Origin of the sequence: Pseudomonas endophytica, assembly GCF_001411475.1 — a bacterium.
In the GTDB taxonomy this organism is placed as follows: domain Bacteria; phylum Pseudomonadota; class Gammaproteobacteria; order Pseudomonadales; family Pseudomonadaceae; genus Aquipseudomonas; species Aquipseudomonas endophytica.
The window spans coordinates 14,424-36,576 of record NZ_LLWH01000090.1 but is presented as its reverse complement, the minus strand read 5'-3'; the positions used below and the strand labels follow the sequence as shown (position 1 = coordinate 36,576).

Annotated in this window: 22 protein-coding genes, 1 tRNA gene and 4 pseudogenes; 8 read left to right on the top strand and 19 right to left on the bottom strand. The window is 53.7% G+C overall.

Annotated features, from left to right (window positions below; translation table 11 throughout):
* Nucleotides 1-46 precede the first annotated feature (46 nt).
* From AQS70_RS07615 to AQS70_RS23910, 4 genes are all read right to left on the bottom strand, one after another.
* On the bottom strand, nucleotides 47-850 hold the full coding sequence (locus tag AQS70_RS07615) for an enoyl-CoA hydratase-related protein (RefSeq protein ID WP_055102273.1): 804 nt from the start codon (nucleotides 848-850) through the stop codon (nucleotides 47-49).
* A 1-nt stretch (nucleotide 851) separates the two neighbouring features.
* The gene (locus AQS70_RS07610) at nucleotides 852-1,691 is read right to left on the bottom strand and encodes an amidohydrolase family protein (protein ID WP_055102258.1); all 840 of its coding nucleotides are present in this window, start codon (nucleotides 1,689-1,691) and stop codon (nucleotides 852-854) included.
* A 238-nt stretch (nucleotides 1,692-1,929) separates the two neighbouring features.
* Nucleotides 1,930-2,706: a hypothetical protein gene (locus tag AQS70_RS07605; protein WP_055102257.1), complete on the bottom strand. Its 777-nt coding sequence runs from the start codon at nucleotides 2,704-2,706 to the stop codon at nucleotides 1,930-1,932.
* Nucleotides 2,707-2,930: 224 nt separating this feature from the next.
* Entirely contained in the window at nucleotides 2,931-3,221 is a 291-nt protein-coding gene (locus AQS70_RS23910) for an amidohydrolase family protein (protein ID WP_187331792.1), read from the bottom strand.
* Nucleotides 3,222-3,408: 187 nt separating this feature from the next.
* Between AQS70_RS23910 and AQS70_RS07595 the strand changes: the two genes are divergently transcribed.
* A complete protein-coding gene (locus AQS70_RS07595) occupies nucleotides 3,409-4,389 on the top strand; it encodes an NAD-dependent epimerase/dehydratase family protein (protein ID WP_187331791.1) in 981 nt (326 codons plus the stop codon).
* On the opposite strand, the gene AQS70_RS07590 is transcribed toward AQS70_RS07595, so the two are convergent.
* Nucleotides 4,367-4,768, bottom strand: coding sequence for a MerR family transcriptional regulator (locus tag AQS70_RS07590; RefSeq protein WP_055102255.1), 402 nt, complete (start codon nucleotides 4,766-4,768; stop codon nucleotides 4,367-4,369). The genes AQS70_RS07595 and AQS70_RS07590 overlap by 23 nt on opposite strands.
* A 435-nt stretch (nucleotides 4,769-5,203) precedes the next feature.
* On the opposite strand from AQS70_RS07590, the pseudogene AQS70_RS07580 reads away from it, so the two are divergent.
* Nucleotides 5,204-6,511 (top strand): annotated as a pseudogene (locus AQS70_RS07580) (RHS repeat-associated core domain-containing protein); the annotation flags it as partial.
* Nucleotides 6,512-6,557: 46 nt separating this feature from the next.
* Here AQS70_RS07580 and AQS70_RS07575 read toward each other — a convergent pair.
* The 3 genes from AQS70_RS07575 to tnpB form a co-directional block, all read right to left on the bottom strand.
* Nucleotides 6,558-6,818, bottom strand: coding sequence for a DUF6429 family protein (locus tag AQS70_RS07575; RefSeq protein ID WP_055102271.1), 261 nt, complete (start codon nucleotides 6,816-6,818; stop codon nucleotides 6,558-6,560).
* 65 nt (nucleotides 6,819-6,883) lie between these two features.
* Complete coding sequence (gene tnpC, locus AQS70_RS07570) at nucleotides 6,884-8,374, bottom strand: IS66 family transposase (RefSeq protein ID WP_055102252.1); 1,491 nt, start codon at nucleotides 8,372-8,374, stop codon at nucleotides 6,884-6,886.
* A gap of 17 nt (nucleotides 8,375-8,391) precedes the next feature.
* Nucleotides 8,392-8,751, bottom strand: a complete 360-nt coding sequence (gene tnpB, locus AQS70_RS07565) for an IS66 family insertion sequence element accessory protein TnpB (RefSeq protein WP_055102251.1) — start codon at nucleotides 8,749-8,751, stop codon at nucleotides 8,392-8,394.
* 7 nt (nucleotides 8,752-8,758) lie between these two features.
* Here tnpB and AQS70_RS07560 point away from each other — a divergent pair.
* Nucleotides 8,759-9,181: pseudogene (locus AQS70_RS07560) on the top strand (TIGR03747 family integrating conjugative element membrane protein); the annotation flags it as partial.
* Nucleotides 9,182-9,383: 202 nt separating this feature from the next.
* On the opposite strand, the gene AQS70_RS07555 reads toward AQS70_RS07560, so the two are convergent.
* Nucleotides 9,384-9,704, bottom strand: a complete 321-nt coding sequence (locus tag AQS70_RS07555; RefSeq protein WP_055102250.1) for a hypothetical protein — start codon at nucleotides 9,702-9,704, stop codon at nucleotides 9,384-9,386.
* A 45-nt stretch (nucleotides 9,705-9,749) separates the two neighbouring features.
* On the opposite strand from AQS70_RS07555, the gene AQS70_RS07550 reads away from it, so the two are divergent.
* The 5 genes and pseudogenes from AQS70_RS07550 to AQS70_RS23195 form a co-directional block, all read left to right on the top strand.
* Nucleotides 9,750-11,021: a phospholipase effector Tle1 domain-containing protein gene (locus tag AQS70_RS07550; RefSeq protein ID WP_082428058.1), complete on the top strand. Its 1,272-nt coding sequence runs from the start codon at nucleotides 9,750-9,752 to the stop codon at nucleotides 11,019-11,021.
* Complete coding sequence (locus tag AQS70_RS07545; protein WP_055102248.1) at nucleotides 11,018-11,680, top strand: DUF2931 family protein; 663 nt, start codon at nucleotides 11,018-11,020, stop codon at nucleotides 11,678-11,680. Before AQS70_RS07550 ends, AQS70_RS07545 begins: the two co-directional genes overlap by 4 nt.
* Nucleotides 11,681-12,084: 404 nt before the next feature.
* Nucleotides 12,085-13,515 (top strand): IS1182 family transposase, encoded by a 1,431-nt coding sequence (locus AQS70_RS07540; protein ID WP_055102247.1) that lies wholly within the window; start codon nucleotides 12,085-12,087, stop codon nucleotides 13,513-13,515.
* Nucleotides 13,516-13,907: 392 nt separating this feature from the next.
* A pseudogene (locus AQS70_RS07535) lies at nucleotides 13,908-14,346 on the top strand (TIGR03757 family integrating conjugative element protein).
* Nucleotides 14,343-14,609 (top strand): annotated as a pseudogene (locus AQS70_RS23195) (TraU family protein); the annotation flags it as partial. The pseudogenes AQS70_RS07535 and AQS70_RS23195, both read left to right, overlap by 4 nt.
* 426 nt (nucleotides 14,610-15,035) lie before the next feature.
* Here the strand turns inward: AQS70_RS23195 and AQS70_RS07530 are convergent.
* From AQS70_RS07530 to ybgC, 10 genes are all read right to left on the bottom strand, one after another.
* A tRNA-Lys gene (locus tag AQS70_RS07530) sits at nucleotides 15,036-15,111 on the bottom strand.
* 74 nt (nucleotides 15,112-15,185) lie between these two features.
* The gene (queC, locus tag AQS70_RS07525; RefSeq protein WP_055102246.1) at nucleotides 15,186-15,878 is read right to left on the bottom strand and encodes a 7-cyano-7-deazaguanine synthase QueC; all 693 of its coding nucleotides are present in this window, start codon (nucleotides 15,876-15,878) and stop codon (nucleotides 15,186-15,188) included.
* A 1-nt stretch (nucleotide 15,879) separates the two neighbouring features.
* Complete coding sequence (gene queE / locus AQS70_RS07520) at nucleotides 15,880-16,527, bottom strand: 7-carboxy-7-deazaguanine synthase QueE (protein WP_055102245.1); 648 nt, start codon at nucleotides 16,525-16,527, stop codon at nucleotides 15,880-15,882.
* Nucleotides 16,528-16,689: 162 nt separating this feature from the next.
* Nucleotides 16,690-17,511 (bottom strand): tol-pal system protein YbgF, encoded by an 822-nt coding sequence (ybgF, locus tag AQS70_RS07515; RefSeq protein WP_055102244.1) that lies wholly within the window; start codon nucleotides 17,509-17,511, stop codon nucleotides 16,690-16,692.
* A gap of 6 nt (nucleotides 17,512-17,517) precedes the next feature.
* The gene (gene pal, locus AQS70_RS07510) at nucleotides 17,518-18,018 is read right to left on the bottom strand and encodes a peptidoglycan-associated lipoprotein Pal (protein WP_055102243.1); all 501 of its coding nucleotides are present in this window, start codon (nucleotides 18,016-18,018) and stop codon (nucleotides 17,518-17,520) included.
* Nucleotides 18,019-18,073: 55 nt separating this feature from the next.
* Complete coding sequence (gene tolB, locus AQS70_RS07505) at nucleotides 18,074-19,324, bottom strand: Tol-Pal system beta propeller repeat protein TolB (RefSeq protein WP_241492812.1); 1,251 nt, start codon at nucleotides 19,322-19,324, stop codon at nucleotides 18,074-18,076.
* A gap of 47 nt (nucleotides 19,325-19,371) precedes the next feature.
* On the bottom strand, nucleotides 19,372-20,466 hold the full coding sequence (gene tolA, locus AQS70_RS07500) for a cell envelope integrity protein TolA (protein ID WP_055102241.1): 1,095 nt from the start codon (nucleotides 20,464-20,466) through the stop codon (nucleotides 19,372-19,374).
* Nucleotides 20,466-20,918, bottom strand: coding sequence for a protein TolR (gene tolR, locus AQS70_RS07495; protein WP_162207691.1), 453 nt, complete (start codon nucleotides 20,916-20,918; stop codon nucleotides 20,466-20,468). Before tolR ends, tolA begins: the two co-directional genes overlap by 1 nt.
* 23 nt (nucleotides 20,919-20,941) lie before the next feature.
* On the bottom strand, nucleotides 20,942-21,637 hold the full coding sequence (tolQ, locus tag AQS70_RS07490; RefSeq protein ID WP_055102240.1) for a protein TolQ: 696 nt from the start codon (nucleotides 21,635-21,637) through the stop codon (nucleotides 20,942-20,944).
* On the bottom strand, nucleotides 21,627-22,094 hold the full coding sequence (gene ybgC, locus AQS70_RS07485) for a tol-pal system-associated acyl-CoA thioesterase (RefSeq protein WP_019410238.1): 468 nt from the start codon (nucleotides 22,092-22,094) through the stop codon (nucleotides 21,627-21,629). Before ybgC ends, tolQ begins: the two co-directional genes overlap by 11 nt.
* Nucleotides 22,095-22,153 lie beyond the last annotated feature (59 nt).

Here is a 22,153-nt window from a genome sequence, read left to right as displayed (position 1 = left end):
CCGCCTGCTAAGCGTACCGTATCGGGTGAAAATCGAGCGTAGAGCTTCAGCATCCTCGCCATTGCGGTCGACGTTTTTCGCTAAAAGCACGCGGACCTTCAAGGCTATCTTCACTGCACTTGCGGTGTTCTTCCGCGTCGTAGTTTCGGGCCATAGCATCGGCCAATGGCAGATCAAGGCCCTGCATGGCACAAGCCTTGGTGGCGCGAACCGCCAAGGGCGCACAGGCCAGAATGTCAGCCACCCATTGCTCGACCGCTTCATCGAGCAAATGCCCAGGAACCACTTCGTTGATCAGGCCCAGTTCGTAGCCCCGTTGCGCGGTCATGGCTCGCCCGGAGAGCAAATACCCCATCGCGGCCTTGAGCCCTATCTGACGCGGCAGACGGTGTACGCCGCCCGCCGTGGCAATCAGCCCACGCCGAGGCTCGGGCAGGCTGAGTTGGGCATGCTCGGCCGCAACAATGATGTCGCAGGCCAAGGCCAGTTCGAGTCCACCGCCATGCGCCGAACCATTGAGCCGGGCGATCAGTGGCTTGGCGAAACTAAAGCGGTCGGTCAAGCGAACGGTGCGCTGCCACAACTCAACCTCTGCTTGCTTTTTGGCCTCATCGGCCACTGACATTTCAGCCAGTTGCTTGAGGTCGCGACCGGCACTGAAGGCTTGATCCCCCTCCCCTGTGAGTACCCCGAGCCAAAGCTCGGGGTCAGCCTCCAGTTGATCGCACGCCAAGCTCAGTTGGTAATAGGTGAGCGGGTCTAGGGCGTTACGAACGTGGGGCCTGTTGATGCGGATATAGAGCACGTGCCCGCGCCGCTCGGTCTGCACATTGTGCTGTTCGCTGCCCATGTCAGAGACCCAAAACGCGTTCGGCATTTTTGTGGAAGAACAGCTCCAATACTTCATCGGAGTAACCCAGCTCGTTCCACTCTTTGAACAGCCGCTCGTGGGGAATGCTGGGGTAATCGCTACCGAACATGACCTTGTGCTTGAGCCGCCCTCGAATATCGCGCTTAAGCGCCTCTGGCAGATACTTTGGTGCCCAACCGGACATTTCCCAAAACACGTTACCCTTGTGCAGTGCACAGACGGTGGTTTCGTCGATCCAAGGATAACCAGGGTGCGCCATGATGATGGTTAAGTCGGGGAAATCAGCGGCCAGGGTGTCGATGGACGACGGGTGAGCATGCCGCGTCTTAGCCCCAAAACCACCGGGCAAGCCTGCGCCCATGCCGGTCATGCCGACGTCAATCATGACCGGTACTTTAAGGGCGTTGATTTCCTCCCAGAGCGGGTAATAGCGCTGATCATCCACGCTGAAGTGCTGCATGATCGGGTGGAAGTGAAAACCCAGCATCTTCAGGTCGCGGATGGCGTGCTTGGCTTCATCAATCGCCACCTGCCCCATCGCTGGCTCCACCGCGCCCCACGCTTGAATGATGCAGTCATGACGATCTCGCATGCCGGCTACATCGTCAATGTCGCAAGGCACAGTATTGATGGTGGCACGCAAGTCCAGTGCAACCAGCACCGCCTCAATGCCAGCGCTCTGAAACTCGCGCACCACTTCTTCTTCGGTTTTGGCTTTCCAGTCCCGGTGCCAGTACTCCGCTAACGCCTTGACGTAAGGACCTTGGCAGTCGATCCAGCGTTGGGTGTTGGGGTAGCAGTGCAAGTCGATACGGCGCATAAGATCGCATCCATTATTGTTGTTGATCATTTATGAACACGTTCTTTATAAGGCCGAGTTCAGTGCATGTCAAGCAGCCGATGCGCGAGTATTTGAGCAATACATCTTTCAGATCTGGGCATCCACCCGGGCGTTGCCAGTTCGATTGGATTGGGCCAAAAATCGGCCAACACCGAGATGAAGAGCGCTTTCGTCAAACGCTGCATCCGGTGTGGGCGTTGAGGCTTGCGAGTGTGTTTTAACTCTCTAAATCACTGACGAGTTGATCCTCTGCCATAACGTAATAACCAGTGAGGCTGGCTAGTTTTTCAAGTGCAGGGTTATAGATGAGTGACGTGGACAGCAACTGAAAATCGACCTCTCTTAGTTCCGTTTGAATATTAGACTTAGTCGCAAACCACTTGAATTCAACCACCCCGGTTTCTAGGTCGTGTGTGTATGCTGTCCACGGTTTTTTGAACAGCACTGTTCCTGGCGAAACCTTAAAAGAGACACTCCAATGACTGAGATTATCATCAGGCAAATCAAGACGAATCTTATGGCTGTAAACGCGCCTATTGGTTGAGTAGTCTTCCCAAGTAGCCAGCAGTTCTTCTTGTAAGTCCAGCTTGATATTCGGATCATAAGCTGCTCTGACCTTCAATGGTGTTGTGACACCTTTAATATTATCTGCGCTGTAGTAAGTAAACGTACCGATTTCAATTACGCTGCTGTAGGCGGGTAAATTTCGACATATTACATCGATGCTAATCTCAGGTTTCCAATGCTCTGAGTTGAACGAAGGCGCGTAGTGCCAGTGTGCATCGCGACCATTGCTGTGCGGTCGGAAGCCGTATTGAGCGTTGCTCATAAAAATGGATTTGACTTTACTGTCCACCCCCATTACGGCTTCGACCCTAGCCCCGAAACGTTCTTTTTCGCCCGTGGTCTCCAACTTAATAATAAGTTCGCTACTAACCCCACTTGCGACCACTGGCACATCCTTTTGTGTCATGTTGGTCATTATTAATGTCATGGCTCTTCCTTGTGCGTAGGCATGTTTATAGTCTTAATAAATAAAAGTAGCCGACACACAAGGTGATGCCGTTAATTAATGTCTTAAGATATTACTCATTCAAATCGTTTTGCAGAGCTTAAGGAGGGTCTGAATGACTCATCGAATTTCGATGCCCTCGTCGACTAAGATTCGAAAAATAAAATGCGATCAAGCCATCAGACTTTTTAGCGCTTAATTCACGATTATTTATAATAATCGCGCAATTTCCCATCGCGGCCTTGAGCCCTCTCTGGCGCGCCAAACGGTGTACACACACAGCCCGGCGTAGCAATCAGCCAACGTCGACGCTCGGGCAGGCTAAGTGGGTCATAGCGCTGATCATCCACGCTGAAGTGCTGCATGATCGGGTGGAAGTGAAAACCCAGTATCTTCAAGTCGCGGATGGCGTGCTTGGCTTCATCAATCGCCACCTGCCCCATCGCTGGCTTCACCGCGCCCCACGCTTGAATGATGCAGTTATGGCGTTCACGCATACCGGCCACACAGTCATGGTCGCAAGGCACGGTGTTGATGGTTGCGCGCAATCGTGGTGAACAAGCCGGTGCCGTGACTGTGCTCTCACTTTCGATTGGCTGACCCCAGCGCTTGACTCTGCCCCTTGGGACAACCCCTACCCTGCCTTGTCATCTCAGGCTCCGCCGTCAGAGGATAAGGCAATCCATGAATACGCTATCGCTGGTCACCGGTGCCAATGGGCACTTGGGCAACACTCTCGTGCGAGCACTACTCGCCCGGGGGCAACACGTGCGCGCCGGGGTCCGTGACATCGACCGAGGCGCAGCCCTGAACGGGCTCGACTGCCAGGTGGTATGCGCCGAATTGCAAGACCCCGACTCACTGCGCCAGGCCCTGCAAGGGGTGGATGTGCTGTACCAAGTCGCGGCAGTGTTCAAGCACTGGGCGAGGAATCCACACGCCGAAATCGTCGACGTCAACGTACAAGGCACCCGTAATGTACTGCGGGCCGCCGCAGAGGCTGGGGTTCGGCGCGTGGTCTATGTCAGCTCCGTAGCTGCAGTGGGGCACAATGGCCAGCGCCTAGATGAAAGCAGCTGGAATACTGACCAGAGCAACCCGTACTACCGTTCGAAAATCCTTTCTGAACGCGCTGCCTGGGAGACCGCTAAAGCCCATAACCTACCGATGGTCGCGGTGTTGCCCTCGGCCATCATCGGCCCTCACACCACACGGCTGACCGATACGATGGGATTTCTTGCGGCCGTGTTGGGGCGCAAACTGATGCTTGACCCGAATTTTTATTTCAATTTTGTCGATGTGCGCGACGTGGCCGATGGCTTGATCCGCGCCGCTGAAAAAGGCCGTGCTGGCCAGCGTTACCTACTGGCCAATCAACAGGCCTCATCACTGGCTGAGGTGATCGAGGCGCTCAACACACTGTGCCCCGGCTATCGTTTGCCGCGCCGAGCCCCAAAAGCTTTGCTGTTGTTGATCGCTTGGCTGCAAGAACAGCGGGCACGGTACACCGGTCAGCCGGCCGAATTGCTGCTCAGCCAGGTACAGATGTTTTATGGAGTGCGCCAGGTCTACTGCATCGACAAGGCCATCAATGAACTGGGCTACCAGCCGCGCTCGCCGCAGAACGCCCTCAAACAGGCGTTTACGCATCTGTTGGCGCGCTGATACCGGGCGCGGCGCCAAGCACTGACGTGGGGGCGAATTGCTGGTTGATCTGTTGTTGCAACAGCGTCAGGTGCCGCTCGCGATCCTGCAGAGCAAGGATCTGCGCTTGCAGTTCTAGGCGCTTGGCCTCGATGCCCTGATTGGCCAGCGCAAGCGGAAACGGTGCTTGATGTTGCTTGGCTGCCAGCAGCTCGCTCATCTCCTGCAGCTTGAACCCCACCGCCTGGGCCGTGCGGATCATCTGCACCAGCGTTAGGTGATGGGCCGTGTATAACCGATAACTGCCAAGACGCTGCGGGGTCAGCAGGCCCAGTTGCTCATACAGACGAATGGCTTTGGGCGTGCACCCCGACAACTTAGCAAGTTCACCTATGTACATGTAACGCTCCTCGCTAATTCAACTCCGGTCCGTAGTTTACGGGTTGTGGCTGGATGCTGTTCTGATGCTCCCAGTGTGCATGCAGATTCCATTAGCGGTAGCGACTCGATTGGCAGCGGGTAGTGGCTCTGTGATGGGTAAACACTCAGCATTTTTGCATGACTGACCCAAACGCTACCAAAGGAAAGCGAGCATCTCCACAGACAGCGAAATGGATAAAAGGGTAATTTCACGTAAGAACAAGTATCGCGAAAATGATCACAAATTCCCGCCATGCGTAAGCTTCTTCTGAATCTATACCCACCCTCCCTTAACCCGTTGTAACCCCAATTTCCCACTCGCACCATGCGCCCACTCACGGTGTAACGAATGGAATGGGACACATGCTGGACGCAAACACAGCGCACATCACCTTACTGATCGAAGGTGCAACCCCTAGCCAGCACCCAAGAGGGGCAAAGAACCACCGCCCTGCAGTTTGACCCAATGAACCGGCTCATCGAACGCTGCGCCATCCTCGGTGAGCGTACGCAAACCGAAACCTTTGCCTACGACGGCAACGGCAACCTGCTACAGGCCAGTAACCTGCACAGCCGCTTACAGTGGTTCCATGACCCCGCAGGCAACCTGCTGCGCGAACACCAGCACTACCTTCATCAACAAACTCCCATCGTCTGCGTGTGGCAACACGAATACGACCCGCTAAACCAGCGCATCGCCACCACCCGCCCGGATGGCCATCGCGTCAGTTAGCTTACCTACGGCAGCGGCCACGTGCTCAGCCTCAAGTTCGACGAACACGAACTGGTCAACTACGAGCGTGATGACCTGCACCGCGAAGTCGCGCGCCATCAAGGCAACCACCTGCTGCAACGTCAAAGCTGGGATCCGGTCGGGCGCCTGCAAGAGCAATTACTGGGCCGCGGCGACGACACATCCACACTGCTCAAGCGCGATTACACCTACGACCACGCCAGCCAACTGACCCGCATCAACGACACCCGCCGTGGCCCGCTGGCCTATCGCTACGACCCCGTCGGCCGACTGCTCAGCGCGACCAGCCGCTTAGGCGAAGAAACCTTCGCCTTCGACCCGGCCAGCAACCTACTCAACGAAAAACAGCAACAGCCACAAAGACCGCTGGAGCAAGACCCCAAACGCAACAAACTGATGGACAACCTGCTGCGCGAATACGTGGGCATCCACTACGAATACGACGAACGCGGCAACCAGACCAAACGCCTGCAAAACGGCCGCTTAAGCCAACTGCAATGGGACCTGTTTGACAGACTTGAAGCCTTTAACGACGACCGTTTGAGCGTGCGCTACTTCTACGACGCCTTGGGTCGTCGGATCGCAAAGCACTCAGAAGCGCACTACCGAAAAAAACCCGAGGCCGGATCGGGCTGGAACATCAACCAGCACGCCCGCAAACAACGCGAACTGGGCTGCGACCACACCCTTTACGGCTGGGACGGTGACACCTTGGCATGGGAAAACTCCCCGCCACTGCTCGAAACCGACACCGGCCGCACCGTTCACTACCTCTACGAACCCGGCACCTTCGTACCCGTGGCCCAAGCCCTGCGCCACGGCGGCATACGCCTGCTCAAACAACCGGACTACAGCGGCGAGTACAACCACAAGACCGACCCTGTATGGACCTACAAACCTGTCGCCCCGAAAATCGACGTCCTGAGCTGGTACCACTGCGACCACCTCGGCACCCCACAAGAAATGACCGTAAGCGATCCATATACCCCACCTACCGTATAGCCGGGGTATGAAGTCAGATATCCGAGTCGGATACATGCTCTGCTTGAGTTCTTACCCCAAACAACCGGTCGGCTATCTGCCGACCTCGCTCCAGCCCTTCAGCCGTCAACCAAATCGATTTGCTCTTGTTCACCGGATTACTGATTAAATCCTGTTCATGCAATCGATTCATGGTCTCGAAGTCGAACCCTTTCCAAGTATTGCCGTCATCAAAACTGAAGGTTGCCAGCAGGGCAAGTATGGCTTCTTCAATCAATTTATCGTCGTATTCCATGATCGTTGCTCCGCTCGTATCTATAAGCTCACCATAAACCCCACCAGCCATGGTGGCTAGCGCGTTTAGCTATGCGATACCGGCGAGCAGTTCCAGGGTAGTAAAGTTTCGTAATCCTCAGTCGAAGATGCCAGTGGCAGCCACGCATAGGGCTCTTGGCCGTTGGCTTTGGCGGTCTCAACCAAGCTGTAAAGTTGAGCGCTGGCCGTCGCGCCTTTGGGCGTGTCGCTGAACAACCAGTTCTTCCTTCCGATCACGAAGGGCCTGATGGCTCGTTCGGCTGAGTTGTTGTCGATCGGCAAGTAGCCTTCCTCGACATACCGCTCAAGTTTGCTCCAGTTATTGGCCAGGTAGGTGATGGCTTTTCCCAGCGCGTTCTGAGCGGTGACATGGGGCTGCGTCTTTTCGATCCAGATTTTCAACTGAGCCAGCACCGGCAGGCTGTGTTCGTGCCGGCCAACTTTGCGTTCCGCATCGCCGCTGGTCTTGAAGTCGCGTTCGATACCGTAAAGCTTGCTGATCAGGTTCAGCGCGATATCAGCGCGCCCCGTCTTGCCTTTGGGCTGTACATTTTGAGCACCGATGAATTTGCGCCGCGCATGTGCCCAGCAGCCTAAACGCTCCACTTCGACCTGAGCGCCCAGCGCGTTGTAACCGGCATAATCATCGGTCATCACGTAGCCGCGATAACCATCAAGCAGACGCGTCGGCACCTCCTGAGCCCGGCTAGTGGAGTAGTCAAAAAGGATCACTGGTTTGTCGGGTGGGCCGCCGGTTTGCACCCACATCCAAGACTGACTGCTTGGCTCCCGATCAGGCTCTTTCAACACCTGTACCCGAGTTTCATCGCAGTGGATGATGCGGCTTTCCAGCAACCGGTCGCGCATTAAATTCAACAGTGGTTGCAAGTGTTCGCCGCACTGGATAACCCAGCGGGCCAAGGTCTGGCGCAGGATATCGATGCCCTGGCGGCCCAGCACTTTTTCGAAACGGTGAAGCGGTAAACCGTCCACGTATTTGGTGGTCAGCAGCATCGCCAGCACGCTTGGGCTGGCCATACTTTTTTCAATCAACTGAGCGGGCTTGTCCGCAGTAACCGGTGCTATTTCACAGGCACGGCAACCATAGACCTTACGAACGTGTTTGATCACGCGGATTTGCATCGGCACGATTTCAAGCTGCTCGCTGACCTCCTCGCCGATGGCGTGTTTGCGACAGCCGCAGGCACAGGTCAGTTCATGCTCGGAAAGCTCGTGGATGACTTCGATGCGAGGGAGATCGGCCGGTAGCGGCTTGCGCTTGCCACGCCGCTGGGTCGGCGCAACAGCCTCTTCTTCCGCGGCTTCATCAATGGGTTCGATGACGCTTTCCGCCTCATTGAACAGGGCCAACTGCGGCGTTGCCGGATCAGCCGTTTGCTCGGACTTGCGTCCGAACAGGCGCTGACGCAACAGCGCATTTTCTTCTTCGAGGAAACCGACTCTGGACAGCATCTTCGCAAGCAGCTGCTTGAGCAATTCAGGATCGTCGGGGAGGTTTTCGGGCACGGAAATCATGCCCGGATTATACCGAATCAGGCCACGTATCGAGGCCTCAAAACCTGATGAGGACGATTGCGCCAGAGGTCGAAACCGTCCAGTAACCAGTTGAGTTCCTGGACGGTCAGGATAATCGCGTCGTCCGTGGCATCGGGCGATGTTTTGAATCGCTCGGATTCGAGGCGCTTGAGCCAAAGGCAGAAGCCGTTGCGTTCCCAATACAAAGTCTTCACGCGGTAGCGTGGCTTGTTGAGGAAGACGAAAAGCACAGGGTCGAATACCGCGACTTTGATATCCAGCTCGACCAACGCAGCAAGGCCATCAATGGATTTTCGAAAGTCCACGGGTTTGGGGTAGAGATAGACTTTTTCGACTTTGGCATCGGGTCGCATCATGGCGGGCTGGCTCCTGAGAGAATCGGGAGCACAGCATCCGAGATCAGCTAAGCGCTTTGAAGGTGGGGTTCATGGAGCGCTTACGATCAAACTGCAAGACTACGGCTTAGCCGCGCTCTACACCGTGCTGACCTTCTGCGTAAGGATAGTCATCCTGACACTGACCATTCCGTTGTTTGTACTGGCGGGGTTTACCGGATTAGTTGACGGGTTGGTGCGGCGGGATTTGCGCAAATTTGGCTCAGGCCGAGAGTCGAGTTACCTGTACCACAAGGCCCGGGCAACGATTATTCCGCTGACAGTTGTGCCGTGGACGGTTTATCTTGCGCTGCCCGTAAGTGTCAGCCCGTTGCTGATTTTGGGGCCGTGTGCGGTGATGTTGGGGGTGGCTGTTTATGTCACTGTCTCGAGTTTTAAGAAGTATCTTTAACTCAATCCAGTTCAGCACTAACCATCCTCTCCTGCTGCGAACCGAACAAGCGGATATCTCCGGTAAACAGGCATCAATGACACACCCGTTTCTCAAAAGACCGCACCCTTCAGCACCTACGCAAATAACGTTTTTTTCTTTCGGTATCTACCTGACCCCTCCTACATCCATGTTCGCCTCAGCCACATAAAGTTCACGCTTTTCAAAAGCGAAAGTACTCACATGGCAAACGAAGACGTACCCAATAAAATCTGGCGCCATGTGGGGGGGTGAGGGAGGTCATAAATATCTCGACGACATGACCGCCAAAGAACTGGCCGATCAAGAGGCTGAACACCGCAGCTACGATCATATTGCGCAAGCCGATGGAGCCCGCTACCAAAAAGGTTTCGAGTACTAAGAGCAGCAACAACAGGAAGAGCACGCCAAAAAATTCGGTCTGAGCCTGCGCATCGGTGTGTTCTTCGACGGCACCGGCAACAACGCCAGCAACGTCTTCGACGGTATACGCTGCGGCGCCCATCATCCGGTTCGGGCTGAAGATCTGGACGGTAGCTGTAAGCCCTACATGGCCGATCCTGACAGCAGTTATGGGAATGATCTAAGTAATGTGGCCAAGTTGGCAGATTTATATACGTCAGATACTGACTTAATGGGGAGTGGTAAGAAAAGAAGCCTTCAGCGCAGATTTTATATGGATGGCATTGGCACTGTACGCGGCGAGAAAGACAGCTGGGTCGGCTCTGGCACAGGCCGCGGCGAGACAGGAGTCGAGGAGCGGGTAGGTAAAATGTTTCAAGAACTCCTCAAATGGATGCAAGGTATCAGCCGATTATATTCAGACGCAGAAATCAGCTCGGTAACATTAGATGTGTTTGGCTTTAGCCGGGGTGCAGCCGCCGCACGCCACTTTTCCAATCATGTGAGCAGCGGCTCTCGAGGTTACTGGCGTGAACTGATAGACCGCTCCGCACTTAAATTCAGGCCTGATTTTGCACCTTATGTGGATGTGCAACTTGGATTTGTCGGCCTGTTTGATACCGTCGCATCAATCGTTGGCTGGAACAATCTTGGTAATTTAAGCAGCAAACATATCCCCCGCCTGCAGCTTTACTTAAATCCAAATGTAATAGGCAACGTGGTGCAATTGGTCGCCCGTGATGAAAAACGCTTCAACTTCGCCTTAAGCCAGATCAGCCCCGATCATCCAGAAATTACCCTGCCGGGCGTACACTCGGATCTTGGCGGAGGGTATCGAACACTGATGCAAGAAGAACTAATGGTGACGCCGCTGCAGTCGCTGGAGGTGGCGCTCGAGCACGACGTCACTGAAACATCGATTTATCGTGATGCCGTTGAAGCCAAAGCACGCTGGATCGCAGAGGGCTGGCCTGCTGACACACTGCATATTGTCACCCCCGAAGCAGAACGGCTCCCACCAGACAGTGAGGACCGTATGGCCCCAGCAAGAAAGCGTGTCTTTGCAGGCCTGCAAATCAGAAGGGAAGTGCGAGGTGAATTATCAAGGGTTTATTGTCGGGTAATGCATGCTTTGGCCAAAGCCAAAAACGTGCCCCTTAAAGACATTGAAGATAAACCAGAGTTTCAGATACCTGCGGAACTTGAAGCGCTGTGCAACAGGTTGGTTGCAGGCGATTACACACTCACCCCAGCAGAAGAGACTCTGCTGCGCCACCGATATATCCACACCTCGGCCCATTGGAACCACCCCACGGCTAGAGAAAGAGGCAGGGCCATCACCTTGCTTTACATCAATTCCCCCATGAAGGACGGAATACGCGTGCGCCACCCCCATGTGCGGACAGAGGCTGTGTTATGAAACAGCTCAAAACAGCTTTTATGCTGCTGAGCATTTTGATGCTCTCAGCCTGTAAAAACGACCCACTGTCAGGTGCAAACGACCCCAAAAGCGATACTTGGAGCATTGATTTCGTGAGTCCGTCTTTCATGCAAGGCTGGATAGAACAAATTGTCGTGAAAGACATAAAAGGACGACTAATCGGAGGGCCGAGAGGTGGGGGGCTAGGCTCCAAAAACCTGGAACTGGATAAGGAATACGCAAGAGGTTGGCGCCCTAGAATAGGCAGCTACTACTCTATGAGCGGAGCTGATCTGCCTAACAGTATTTACGTGCGTTGGCAGTCCATCATTGAACAAATAACCTACACCGGCTGGGTCAATATCTCCGAGGACGCTCGCAGTATCATGCGCGGATCCACGGCCCGGCGATGTCCAGACTGGCCTGAGCAACAGGCCAGTTTTTCTCAATCACTCACTTTAGGTTTGGCTCCTGGAGGAGTGATTCGGGTATGGGTACAGGACAACTGCTCGAACAATGTTTTAGTGGGCCACGGCCAAGCCCAAATTGAACCGCTAGGTCCTTATCAAGGGAGCAATCAAGGGCGTTACGCTGAAAAAATCGATAAAAACTCCAAACGTTACGTCGAACGCTGGGGCATCCCCTATGGCAGTTGGTAACGGTCAGCGTGGAGTACTACTCGCTCAATGCATGGCTTGGCTGCTGATTTTATTTGCACTGACAGCCTGTAAAAACGACCCACTGTCTGGTGCAAACGACCCCAAGGATGATTCTTGGAATCTTGATTACATTGGCCCTTCTTATATGTCTGGCTGGATTGAGCACATCACTGTCGAGGATATAAAAGGTCGTTGGTTCAGAGGGCCTGGAGATTCCGTTCTCTCGAATAGGGGAAGTAGGCACCAGCATGATGAACATCTACCTTCGCTATCGACGTTGAATCTCTTCGGGTCCCCAGGCCTGCTCAGTGCTTGGCGAGCGTCCGCTTTGGGCCCAGAGTGTGTAAAAACGCCCGAACAAACCCTTGCTATGATTTCTGAGAATCTCATCGCAAGGGAAACCCATGAAACGATTTATCCAGGGTGAACACCGAGGTCAAAGCACCTTACTTCCCGAAAGCCTCGACGACTACGTTAGTGATACCAATCCGGTGCGTGTGGTCGATGTCTTCGTCGATGAACTCGACTTGGCCACGCTATGTTTTGATGGCGTCGTTCCAGCCGAAACCGGCAGACCCGCCTACCACCCTGCGATCCTGCTGAAGATCTATATCTACGGCTACCTAAACCGCATCCAGTCGAGCCGACGTCTTGAGCGAGAGGCCCAGCGCAACGTCGAACTCATGTGGTTAACAGGGCGCTTAATGCCCGACTTCAAAACCATCGCCAACTTCCGAAAAGACAACAGCAAAGCCATTCGCGGCGTCTGCCGCCAGTTCGTTTTGCTCTGCCAGCAGTTGGGGTTGTTTAGCGAAAATTTGGTCGCTATCGACGGCAGCAAATTCAAGGCGGTGAATAACCGCGACCGCAATTTCACTAGCGCCAAACTGAAGCGGCGCATGGAAGAGATTGAGACGAGCATCAACCGCTATTTGGCCGCGCTAGATGCGGCTGATCGGCAAATACCTAGCGCCTCCGCGCCAGACACTGCGAGCCTGGAAGATAAAATCGCCAAGCTCAAAGCGCAGATGAAAGAGCTTCAGGGGATTGAATCTCAGCTGAACGAATCGCTAGACAAACAGGTTTCACTGACCGACCCGGATGCCCGCTCAATGATGACGCGCGGCAGCGGTATCGTCGGCTACAACGTGCAGACGGCGGTCGATACGCAGCACCATTTGATCGTTGCCCACGAGGTCACCAACAGCGGTTCCGACCGTGACCAACTCAGTTCAATGGCGAAGCAGGCTCGTGAAGCCATCGGCGCAGAAACGTTGTCGGTAGTCGCGGACCGAGGCTACTTCAAGGGTGAAGAAATCCTGGCCTGTCACAACACAAACATCACCGCCTACGTGCCAAAGCCGATGACCTCAAGCGCCAAGGCTGAAGGTCGATTCAACAAAGATGCCTTCGTTTATGACGCAACGAAAAACGAATACACCTGCCCGGCTGGAGAGGCGTTGATCTGGCGTTTCTCCAGCGTTGAGAAAGGTATGAATATGCACTGCTATTGGAGTTCAAAATGCCAGAGTTGCACGCTGAAAACCCAGTGCACTCCAAGCACAAATCGTCGAGTAAGGCGCTGGGAACATGAAGCTGTGCTGGAGGAAATGCAGGGCCGGTTGAACTGCGCGCCAGAGATGATGAAGGTTCGAAAAAGGACTGTTGAGCATCCCTTCGGGACGCTCAAGCAATGGATGGGGGCAACGCACTTCCTGACTCGAAAACTTAACGGGGTGAGTGCGGAGATGAGCTTGAATGTGCTCGCCTACAACTTGAAACGGGTGATGAAAATCATCGGCACCGAAGGTTTGTTGAAGGCGATGACGGCGTAAAAAGCCCAGCTTTTGCTGCTCTAAGAGGTGCCCAAGCGCTTCATAGACGCTCTGGCGCGTTACCGACGCTGATCGTGGCAAATGCTCGAGAAACCGCCTAGCCCAGGAGCACTGGGCTGAGGAACCCAGGCTACGAAAGTGTTTTTACACACTCTGGACCGTTTTCTGCCTGTAGCTTAGACCTGCACCTATTATTGGAATCACTGCTCAGCTATCGTAAGGAGCCCTTAACACGCAAGAGCTGTTCCCAACCAAAAATTGCCTACAGTTCACATAAAAACCAGGCCCCCCTTCACAACAAAAAAACTCGCCTCAGCCAGAAACTGTTTTCCTACTGCATCCACTCACTGTTTCTAGTCCCATGCACCTGAGCCCATCTCAGGTACAGCACCATGCCCACCCGCCAAGCCCTCACCCGCATACCGCTTAATGTGGTGCTGTCGCTCGCCTTTCTATCCATAACCACATTTACCCAAGCCCAAACCTGGATAATCACTGATCAATCACACCCAATAACCTCCGCCGGCCCAGCCCGAATCATTCTTTTAGACCAGCAACAACACCTAGAAGCCGAACTGTCCCGCGCCCTGCCCACAGACCCACACCAAGCCGCCGCGATCATCCAAAACCGCCTCAACACCCCTTCCGGCAAACGCTTACAAACCGATCTCGCCAAAGCCCAGCAAGACCTTACCGATGCCTGGAGCCTGGAGCCTCGGTATCACCAAGATCCCCGCCGTCGTTGTTGATCGCCGCTACGTCGTTTACGGTGAGCCAGACATGGCCAAAGCCTTGGTGCTCATCAACGACGCCAAGAGCCAACCGCAATGAACCGCCGCCTGCTCCGACCTCTGTCGTTGGCTCTCATCTGCAGCCTGCCTTTCAGCGCTTCTGCATCGTTCACTTCAGCAACGATCATTGCCTCACCTCTATCGCCTCAATGCCTTGATTACAAGGTGGTCGGTATTTGCTATTGGCTGCTGTGCACGGCGCTGGGCTGCAAGATGAGGACGTCGACAAAGGTGCGGCATTACGTGCCGGATGCGGTGGTGTCGGCGTATTCGAATACCGGGGCTAATCCGTGGGTTGAGATGATGGTTCAGAACCCTCAACCCTCTTCACCCTCATGATCACGCGTGGCTGTATAAAAAATTATGATTGGGGGCTAACGCGTACAAGGTTCATGGGTTCATGGGTTCATGGGTTCATGCCAGTGGCTGATCGAAGCAGAGCCTGCTTCAGATACGCTCAACTGACAGCAACGCTATTGATATACGAACATTCCTACTTAGCAAGGAACGTCTTCCGACAGACACTTCGTATTTTGATCAAATGGTACCGCCAGTGGGCTACTGCAGATTGACATCACCCCGGCGCGAAACTACTGTTCGCCATAGACGGCTGCATGTCTACGTAGATAGGATTAGGTTTTACTGATGTTTGGGCGCCTCTCACCAAATCGCAGGCACAAAAAAGCCGGTAGACCCTGAGGTACTGACCGGCTGTTTTGATGTTGCATATGGTGGGTCGTGTGGGATTCGAACCTACGACCAATTGGTTAAAAGCCAACTGCTCTACCAACTGAGCTAACGACCCGCTTCGTTGTGGTGCGTATAATACTGATTTTTAACGAGAATTCAACACCTTGTTAAAAATAAATCTGAAATAATTTAAAAATAGCGCGTAGGGTCGTCAACTCCAGCGGCTTTAAAGCCTTCGGCACGTAGTCGGCAGCTGTCACATTTGCCACATGCATAACCCTGAGCATCAGCTTGGTAGCATGATACGGTCAGCGAGTAGTCCACACCGAGTTTGGCTCCTGCTTGAACAATTTGTGCCTTGCTCATGTTTTGCAAAGGCGCCTTGATACGCAATCCCTGCCCCTCGACACCAGCTTTGGTTGCCAGATTTGCCATCACTTCGAAGGCTTCTACGAATTCGGGACGGCAATCCGGGTAGCCCGAATAATCCACGGCATTGACGCCAATGAAGATGTCGCGCGCTTGCAGTACTTCTGCCCAACCCAATGCCAAGGATAGGAACACAGTGTTACGTGCTGGCACGTAGGTCACTGGAATGCCTTCGCTTGGCGCTTCAGGTACATCAATGGCGATGTCGGTCAGAGCCGAGCCGCCGATGCCATTTAGATTCAAGCCAATAACTTTATGTTCAATTACGCCCAAGTCACGCGCTACTCGCGCTGCGGCGTCAAGTTCGGCACGATGGCGCTGACCATAATCAAAACTCATTGCGTAGCAGCTGTAACCCTCAGCGCGCGCCATGGCCACAACCGTAGCGGAGTCGAGTCCACCAGATAGCAAAATCACGGCTCTTTTTTCAGCGGCAGTCGTTTGTACAGTCATTTCAACGCCCCGGTTCGTCATTCCATAGATATTTGTGCAATTGCATTTGCAAACGTACTGGCAAGTTATCCGCGACAATCCAGTCAGCTAAATCACGGGCCTTAAGGTCGTGATGGCTTGGCGAAAACAACACCTCACCCGCGCGTCGCTCCAAGCCGTATTCAATCAACTTAGAAACTGCCCAGTCGTAGTCCTCCCGCGAGCAAATGACAAATTTTATCTGATCATGGGGGGTCAGTAATGCAATGTTTTCGTAGAGGTTACGATGAGACTCTTTGGAACCGGGAGTCTTAAGATCAAGTACGCGGCTAACACGTGGATCGACGGCAGAAATATCCAGTGCCCCGCTTGTCTCGATCGACACTTCATAACCGGCATCACAAAGCTGCTTGAGCAAGGGAATAGCATTGGGCTGTGCCAGCGGTTCGCCGCCAGTCACGCATACGTAACGTGGACGAAAATCAGCTACTTCCTGGAGAATGCTGTCGAGGGCGCGTACCGCCCCACCACTGAAGGCGTAGGCGCTGTCGCAATACTGGCAGCGTAAAGGGCATCCAGTCAGACGAACAAAAACGGTGGGCAAGCCAGCCGTTCGCGTTTCACCCTGCAAGGAGTAAAAAACTTCGGTAATTCTTAATGTGTCTTGCATATCCGCCACGGGCGTAACAGCTAAACAGGCTGTCCGCCTCCGTCAGGCACTCTAAAGAATCAGCATAAGCAGGACTCAGAAGAGCGTATTTCATAAAAGGGCGTGGATTCTAACGAAAAAACCCGCGATAAGCGCGGGTTTCTCGATGAAAACGTCAAAGGCTTACATGCGTTGCAAATCGCGCTGAGCCAACTGTGCTGCCGACGTACCAGGATACTGCGCAACAACTTGCTGCAAGATCCCTTTTACTTTGTCGGTATTGCCTAGGCGGCGCTCAACGTCAGCCAATTTGTAGAGTGAGTCGGGCACTTTAGCGTGCTTAGGGTATAACTGACTCACTTTGGCGAACGCTTGGCCAGCAGCTTGAAGATCGCCTTTGGCCAAACTCACTTCACCCAACCAATACTGGGCGTTCCCAGCATACTGACTGTTGGGGTATTTGCGCAGAAAGGCAGCAAACGCCTGACTGGCCTTATCGAAATCCTTTGCCTTGATCAGGTCAAAAGCAGCATCGTAATAGAGCTTCTCTTTGGCCGGATCAGCAGGTTCCGAACTTGCAGCTGCCTGAGATGCAGGCGCTGCGGTATTGCCAGCGGCAGAAGCACCACCAGCAGCAGAATTATCAGGCGTGGCAGCAGCAGGAGCAGCGCCAGTACCAATACGCCGATCAAGTTCCTGGTATCGCTCCAGGTTTTCTTGCTTCATGCGCGAAATATCATTTTGCAAAACTTCGATCACGCCTTGTTGACGCGAAATCTGGTCCTGCATTTGTTGTAACTGGTTGAACAGCACACCCTGTGCCGAGACAGGGGTCGAGACCCCTCCCCCGGCATAGGCGCCGCTCGCACCATAACCCGGTGATGGATATCTCCCCCCGCTATTGTTAGAGCCAGAGTTGTCATCGACCACAGGAACCGCAGCCCATACCGCTAGCGGCATGAGGCTGAGAGTCAGAATAGTTACAGCACGGCGGCACGTTCGCATAACGAATTACTTACGCAGTTCGACGCGACGGTTCTGAGCCCACGACTGCTCGTCGTTGCCAGTAGCAACTGGACGCTCTTTACCGTAGGACACCAGCTCCAGTTGTGCTGGAGAAACACCTTGCAGTACCAGGTAGCGTTGAACGGCTTTCGCACGACGCTCGCCCAGTGCCATGTTGTACTCACGAGTACCACGGGCGTCAGTGTTACCTTCCAGAACAACGCGAGCGCCGTTCGCTTTCAGGTCTTTAGCGTGAACGTCCAGAGCGCGCATTGCTTCTGGTTTCAGATCCGAAGAATCATATTCGAAGTAGAAAACAGTGATAGCACGCAGAGCAGCTTCTTCGCTCAAGGAGCCATCAACAGCGCCTGTGTTTGCGCCGTAACCAGCGTTTGGATCAACAGCAGCGCCTTCACCGGCATTGTCGCCGCCTTTGGACGAGCAACCTACAGCTACAGCCATGGCCAGTGCCAGCGCAGCGAATTTACCAAACTTCAGCATTTCCATCGTAAAACTCCTAATGAACCCCAAGTGTTATGTGCAACTTGTATCTATCACCACGTCAGTTCAGGTAAGGGGACCAGGAAGGTTCTCTGACTTCGCCTTGAGCGGTAGGTAGAGGGAGCCTTACGCGTCCGTTAATAGACACGAGCATCAAGACTCCCCGGCCCTGCTGGCGGGTGGCGTAGATTACCATGGTGCCGTTGGGTGCAACAGTAGCTGACTCATCAAGGTTAGTATCTGTGAGGATTTTTACACTTCCTCGCTCCAAATCTTGCGCCGCAACCCGGAAATTAGTGAATCCATCTTGGCGGTGGATCATTACCAGCGTCTTTTCATCAGCTGAAAGCTTCGGATTGGCGTTGTAGTTACCAATAAAGGTCACACGCTGCGCCGAACCGCCTCCCAGACTGGTTTTGTAGACTTGTGGTTTACCGCCACGATCAGATGTGAAGTAGATGGTCGAACCATCCTTACCCCAGAACGGTTCGGTGTTGATGCCCGGACCGTTAGTGACGCGGGTAAGCTGGCGCGAAGCCATATTCATCACGTAGATATCTGGGTTGCCATCTTTAGATAGTACAAACGCCAACTTGGAACCATCGGGCGACCACGCTGGAGCACCGTTCAGGCCTTCAAAGTTAGTGACCTGCTCACGATGGCCGGTATCAATATTCTGAACAAAGATACGCGGACGCTTCTGTTCGAACGACACATAAGCGATACGTTTGCCATCCGGCGCGAAGCGCGGCGACAGGATCGGCTCGCGCGATTGCAACAAGGTCACCGCACGCGCACCGTCATAATCGGAGCGCTGCAGGGTGTAGCGGGTGTTATTTACACTGGCGCGTTCAGCCGTCACGTAAAGCAGGCGGGTTGAAAATGCACCTCTGATGCCGGTCAGTTTTTCAAATGACTGGTCAGAAATATAATGCGCCATGTCTCGTAATTGCTCAGTAGTGCCCGAGACGCTACCGGTCAACACCGGTTGCTCGGTAGACACGTTGAACAAGGCATATTGCACCTGCAAGCGTCCACCCGCTGGCACGATATTACCCACCATTACGTACTGGGCACCCAGCGCTTTCCAATCACGGAAAATAACTTCGCTGGCCTGAGTTGGCTGGCTGATCATGTTCTGCTTTGGAATAGGCGCGTAATAACCGGAATTACGTAGGTCGTTACCAACGATTTCAGCTATGTCGTCAGGCAGGACGTTACCGCCCTGCCAGCCGAAAGGCACAACTGCAATAGGCGTCGCCCGGTCGCTACCGCTGGTGACCAGGATGTTCTTTTCATCTGCTACCGCCATCCCTGCCACGCAGCAGACGATGACCAGCAGTCCTCGAAAAAATTTAATCACAAGGCTAGATCCTCAGGTGTGAATGTCATCTTGAATGAGCGGTAAGGATTAAAATCGCTAGGCTTCAAGCCTTGCATTTCCGTTAAACGGCCAATGTTTTTGACCGCCGCAACAGCTGAACTGTCGAATGGACCATCACCGCTGGACTTGGCAACTGTCACTGACGTTACCGTGCCATCTGGCAACATGCCAATTTGCAGTACTACCGTCATGTTTTTTCGAGCTGAAGGTGGACGAGCCCATCCCTCAGCAGCTCGAGAACGAATCAGGTCATCGAAATTACCAGCGACCTCATCACCTTGCTCGTCAGCCAATGCTTGTTGCCGCTGCGGTGTATCAGAAAGCAGATCCGCCAAGGCCTGGGCCTTTTTCTCTTCAGCAGATTTACGCGCAGCTTCTACTGCCTTTTTCTTGGCAGCATCGGCAGCGGCTTTTTTCTTAGCATCTTCGGCGGCTTTTTTCTTCGCTTCGTCTGCTAAAGCTTTCTTCTTGGCATCTTCAGCGGCTTTCTTTTTCGCATCCTCGGCTGCTTTCTTCTTGGCGTCTTCGGCGGCTTGCTTCTTCGCCTCTTCCTGAGCGGCTTTCTTGGCCTCGTCCTCGGCTTTCTTTTTAGCTATATCAGCCAGCTTTTTCTCTTCGGCCTTTTTAGCATCCGCGGCCTTTTTGGCATCATCCGCTTTCTTGGCTTCATCGGCTTTTTTTGCCTCATCCGCCTTCTTAGCCTCGCTTGCTTTGGCTTCGTCAGCCTTCTTAGCTTCAGCGGCCTTTTCGGCAATCTCTTGTTTCTTTTGCTCCGCAGCTTTTACTGCTTCCTGCTCAACCTTCTTTTGCTCCATTTGTTCGACTTCGGTCTGACGTGCAGCCGTCTTCTTCGCCTCACCCGCAATCTTCTGATTGGTTTGAGTCGTTGCCTGACTTTTTGACTTCAGTTGATACAAAGTAGCTTGGACAATTGGTTTTGCGGGCGGCAGATCGGGCGTCATGGCAAAGCTGACGAATAGCATTGCGAAAATCAGGACGTGCAGCCCTACCGCCCAAACGGCAGGCCAAAAATAATTCTCAGAGGCGGACGGCTCCCGCTGTTCGCGCATCAGGGAGCCTCAGTAATCAAGCCAACGTTACCGACCCCGGCTTTTTGCAGGCCACCCATAGCACCCATAACAGCGCCGTAATCCACAGTTTTATCACCGCGAATGAACACTTGAGTCTGTTTGCCGCCCTCATTGCCCGCGCGAATGATTTTAGTCACGGCATCAGTCATCTGAGGCAAGGTCATCGCCTTGTCCATTTGTTTATCGGTGTCGACTTCACTGCCAAGGTTCCAGTAATAGGTCTTGTCAGCCTTGATCGAAATTGTCAAAACCTGAGTGTTGTTGTCTTGCGGTAAAGCCTCGCTGGAGACTTTAGGCAAATCAACTTTCACACCCTGATTGAGCATCGGTGCAGTCACCATAAAAATGACCAGCAGCACCAACATCACGTCGATGTAAGGCACTACGTTCATTTCGGCAACCGGCTTGCGCTTCTTGCGAGCTCGGGCGATTAAAGCCATTGGAAATTACCTGATTAGTCTTCGCTGGTGTGCACTTTACGGTGCAGGATCGCCTGGAATTCATCGGCGAAGGTGTAGTAGCGGCTGATCAGCGTCTCGCTACGCGCAGCAAAACGGTTGTAAGCAATAACCGCTGGAATAGCAGCAAACAGACCAATTGCTGTCGCAATCAGTGCTTCAGCAATACCTGGGGCAACAGTTGCCAGAGTGGCTTGCTGAGCCGTTGCCAGACCACGGAAAGAATTCATGATGCCCCATACGGTACCAAACAAACCGATATACGGGCTGACCGAGCCGACAGTCGCCAGAAATGGCAGGCTTTGCTCAAGCTTTTCTTCTTCACGCGAAATCGCGACCCGCATGGCACGCGCAACGCCTTCCATGACCGCTTCGGGGTCTACCCCTTGTTGTTGACGCAGACGAGAGAACTCTTTGAAACCTGCACGGAAGATTTGTTCAACGCCAGAGTCAGGATCCGGGTTACTGCCCGCCTGACGGTAGAGTTTTGACAAGTCGATACCCGACCAGAAACGCTCCTCAAAGCTATCTAGGGCACGTCGACCTGCACGCAGCATGGTGCTGCGCTGAAAAATCAAAATCCATGAGGTTACCGATGCAGCCAGTAGGGTCAACATTACCAACTGCACAACAATGCTGGCATTGCTGACCAAGCTCCACATGGAGGAATGGTCGACGACGTTAGCTTCCACGCTTTATCTCCTGCTCTAAATGTTTACCCGCGCCGCTCACGTCGGCAAAGGCCGTACGTAGAGCTTCGGGAATGGCCCGGGGTTTAAAACTATCGGCGCGCACACAGGCCACCAAAAACTGCCCCTCACAGAGCAGTGTTGCATCCGCAGCCCGCCAAACCTGCTGTTTGAAACGCAGGCTGGCACGGTTGAGTTCTATTACTTGTGCGCTTATTAACAGTTCGTCGTCCAGTCGCGCCGGTGCGTGGTAACGCGCCTCGCTGGAATGCACGACAAATAACAGGTTCTCACCTGCCAGCTCGGATTGGGCAAAGCCCAGTTCCCGCAGCCTTTCGGTTCGAGCCCGCTCCATAAACTTTAGATAATTTACGTAATACACGACGCCACCCGCGTCGGTGTCTTCGTAATAAACGCGACAGCGATGTGCGAACGGCTCAAGCCTGTTTTGCGCGCGCATACTCTAGTGCTTACTCCTCAGGTTGCCAATCCGCTAAACCACTGTTTTTTTACGCTTCT

What these genes read in the sequence shown, in the direction of transcription:
- AQS70_RS07555 (WP_055102250.1), bottom strand. Translation starts at nt 9,704, where the DNA reads ATGGGCGCCGCAGCGTATACCGTCGAAGACGTTGCTGGCGTTGTTGCC.
- AQS70_RS07540 (WP_055102247.1), top strand. Translation starts at nt 12,085, where the DNA reads ATGAAACGATTTATCCAGGGTGAACACCGAGGTCAAAGCACCTTACTT.
- tolB (WP_241492812.1), bottom strand. Translation starts at nt 19,324, where the DNA reads ATGGCGGTAGCAGATGAAAAGAACATCCTGGTCACCAGCGGTAGCGAC.
- AQS70_RS07595 (WP_187331791.1), top strand. Translation starts at nt 3,409, where the DNA reads ATGAATACGCTATCGCTGGTCACCGGTGCCAATGGGCACTTGGGCAAC.
- AQS70_RS07610 (WP_055102258.1), bottom strand. Translation starts at nt 1,691, where the DNA reads ATGCGCCGTATCGACTTGCACTGCTACCCCAACACCCAACGCTGGATC.
- tolA (WP_055102241.1), bottom strand. Translation starts at nt 20,466, where the DNA reads ATGCGCGAACAGCGGGAGCCGTCCGCCTCTGAGAATTATTTTTGGCCT.
- pal (WP_055102243.1), bottom strand. Translation starts at nt 18,018, where the DNA reads ATGGAAATGCTGAAGTTTGGTAAATTCGCTGCGCTGGCACTGGCCATG.
- queE (WP_055102245.1), bottom strand. Translation starts at nt 16,527, where the DNA reads ATGCAAGACACATTAAGAATTACCGAAGTTTTTTACTCCTTGCAGGGT.
- AQS70_RS07590 (WP_055102255.1), bottom strand. Translation starts at nt 4,768, where the DNA reads ATGTACATAGGTGAACTTGCTAAGTTGTCGGGGTGCACGCCCAAAGCC.
- ybgF (WP_055102244.1), bottom strand. Translation starts at nt 17,511, where the DNA reads ATGCGAACGTGCCGCCGTGCTGTAACTATTCTGACTCTCAGCCTCATG.
- AQS70_RS07615 (WP_055102273.1), bottom strand. Translation starts at nt 850, where the DNA reads ATGGGCAGCGAACAGCACAATGTGCAGACCGAGCGGCGCGGGCACGTG.
- tnpB (WP_055102251.1), bottom strand. Translation starts at nt 8,751, where the DNA reads ATGATGCGACCCGATGCCAAAGTCGAAAAAGTCTATCTCTACCCCAAA.
- AQS70_RS07575 (WP_055102271.1), bottom strand. Translation starts at nt 6,818, where the DNA reads ATGGAATACGACGATAAATTGATTGAAGAAGCCATACTTGCCCTGCTG.
- tnpC (WP_055102252.1), bottom strand. Translation starts at nt 8,374, where the DNA reads ATGATTTCCGTGCCCGAAAACCTCCCCGACGATCCTGAATTGCTCAAG.
- queC (WP_055102246.1), bottom strand. Translation starts at nt 15,878, where the DNA reads ATGACTGTACAAACGACTGCCGCTGAAAAAAGAGCCGTGATTTTGCTA.
- AQS70_RS07605 (WP_055102257.1), bottom strand. Translation starts at nt 2,706, where the DNA reads ATGACATTAATAATGACCAACATGACACAAAAGGATGTGCCAGTGGTC.
- AQS70_RS07550 (WP_082428058.1), top strand. Translation starts at nt 9,750, where the DNA reads ATGGCCGATCCTGACAGCAGTTATGGGAATGATCTAAGTAATGTGGCC.
- ybgC (WP_019410238.1), bottom strand. Translation starts at nt 22,094, where the DNA reads ATGCGCGCGCAAAACAGGCTTGAGCCGTTCGCACATCGCTGTCGCGTT.
- AQS70_RS07545 (WP_055102248.1), top strand. Translation starts at nt 11,018, where the DNA reads ATGAAACAGCTCAAAACAGCTTTTATGCTGCTGAGCATTTTGATGCTC.
- AQS70_RS23910 (WP_187331792.1), bottom strand. Translation starts at nt 3,221, where the DNA reads ATGCGTGAACGCCATAACTGCATCATTCAAGCGTGGGGCGCGGTGAAG.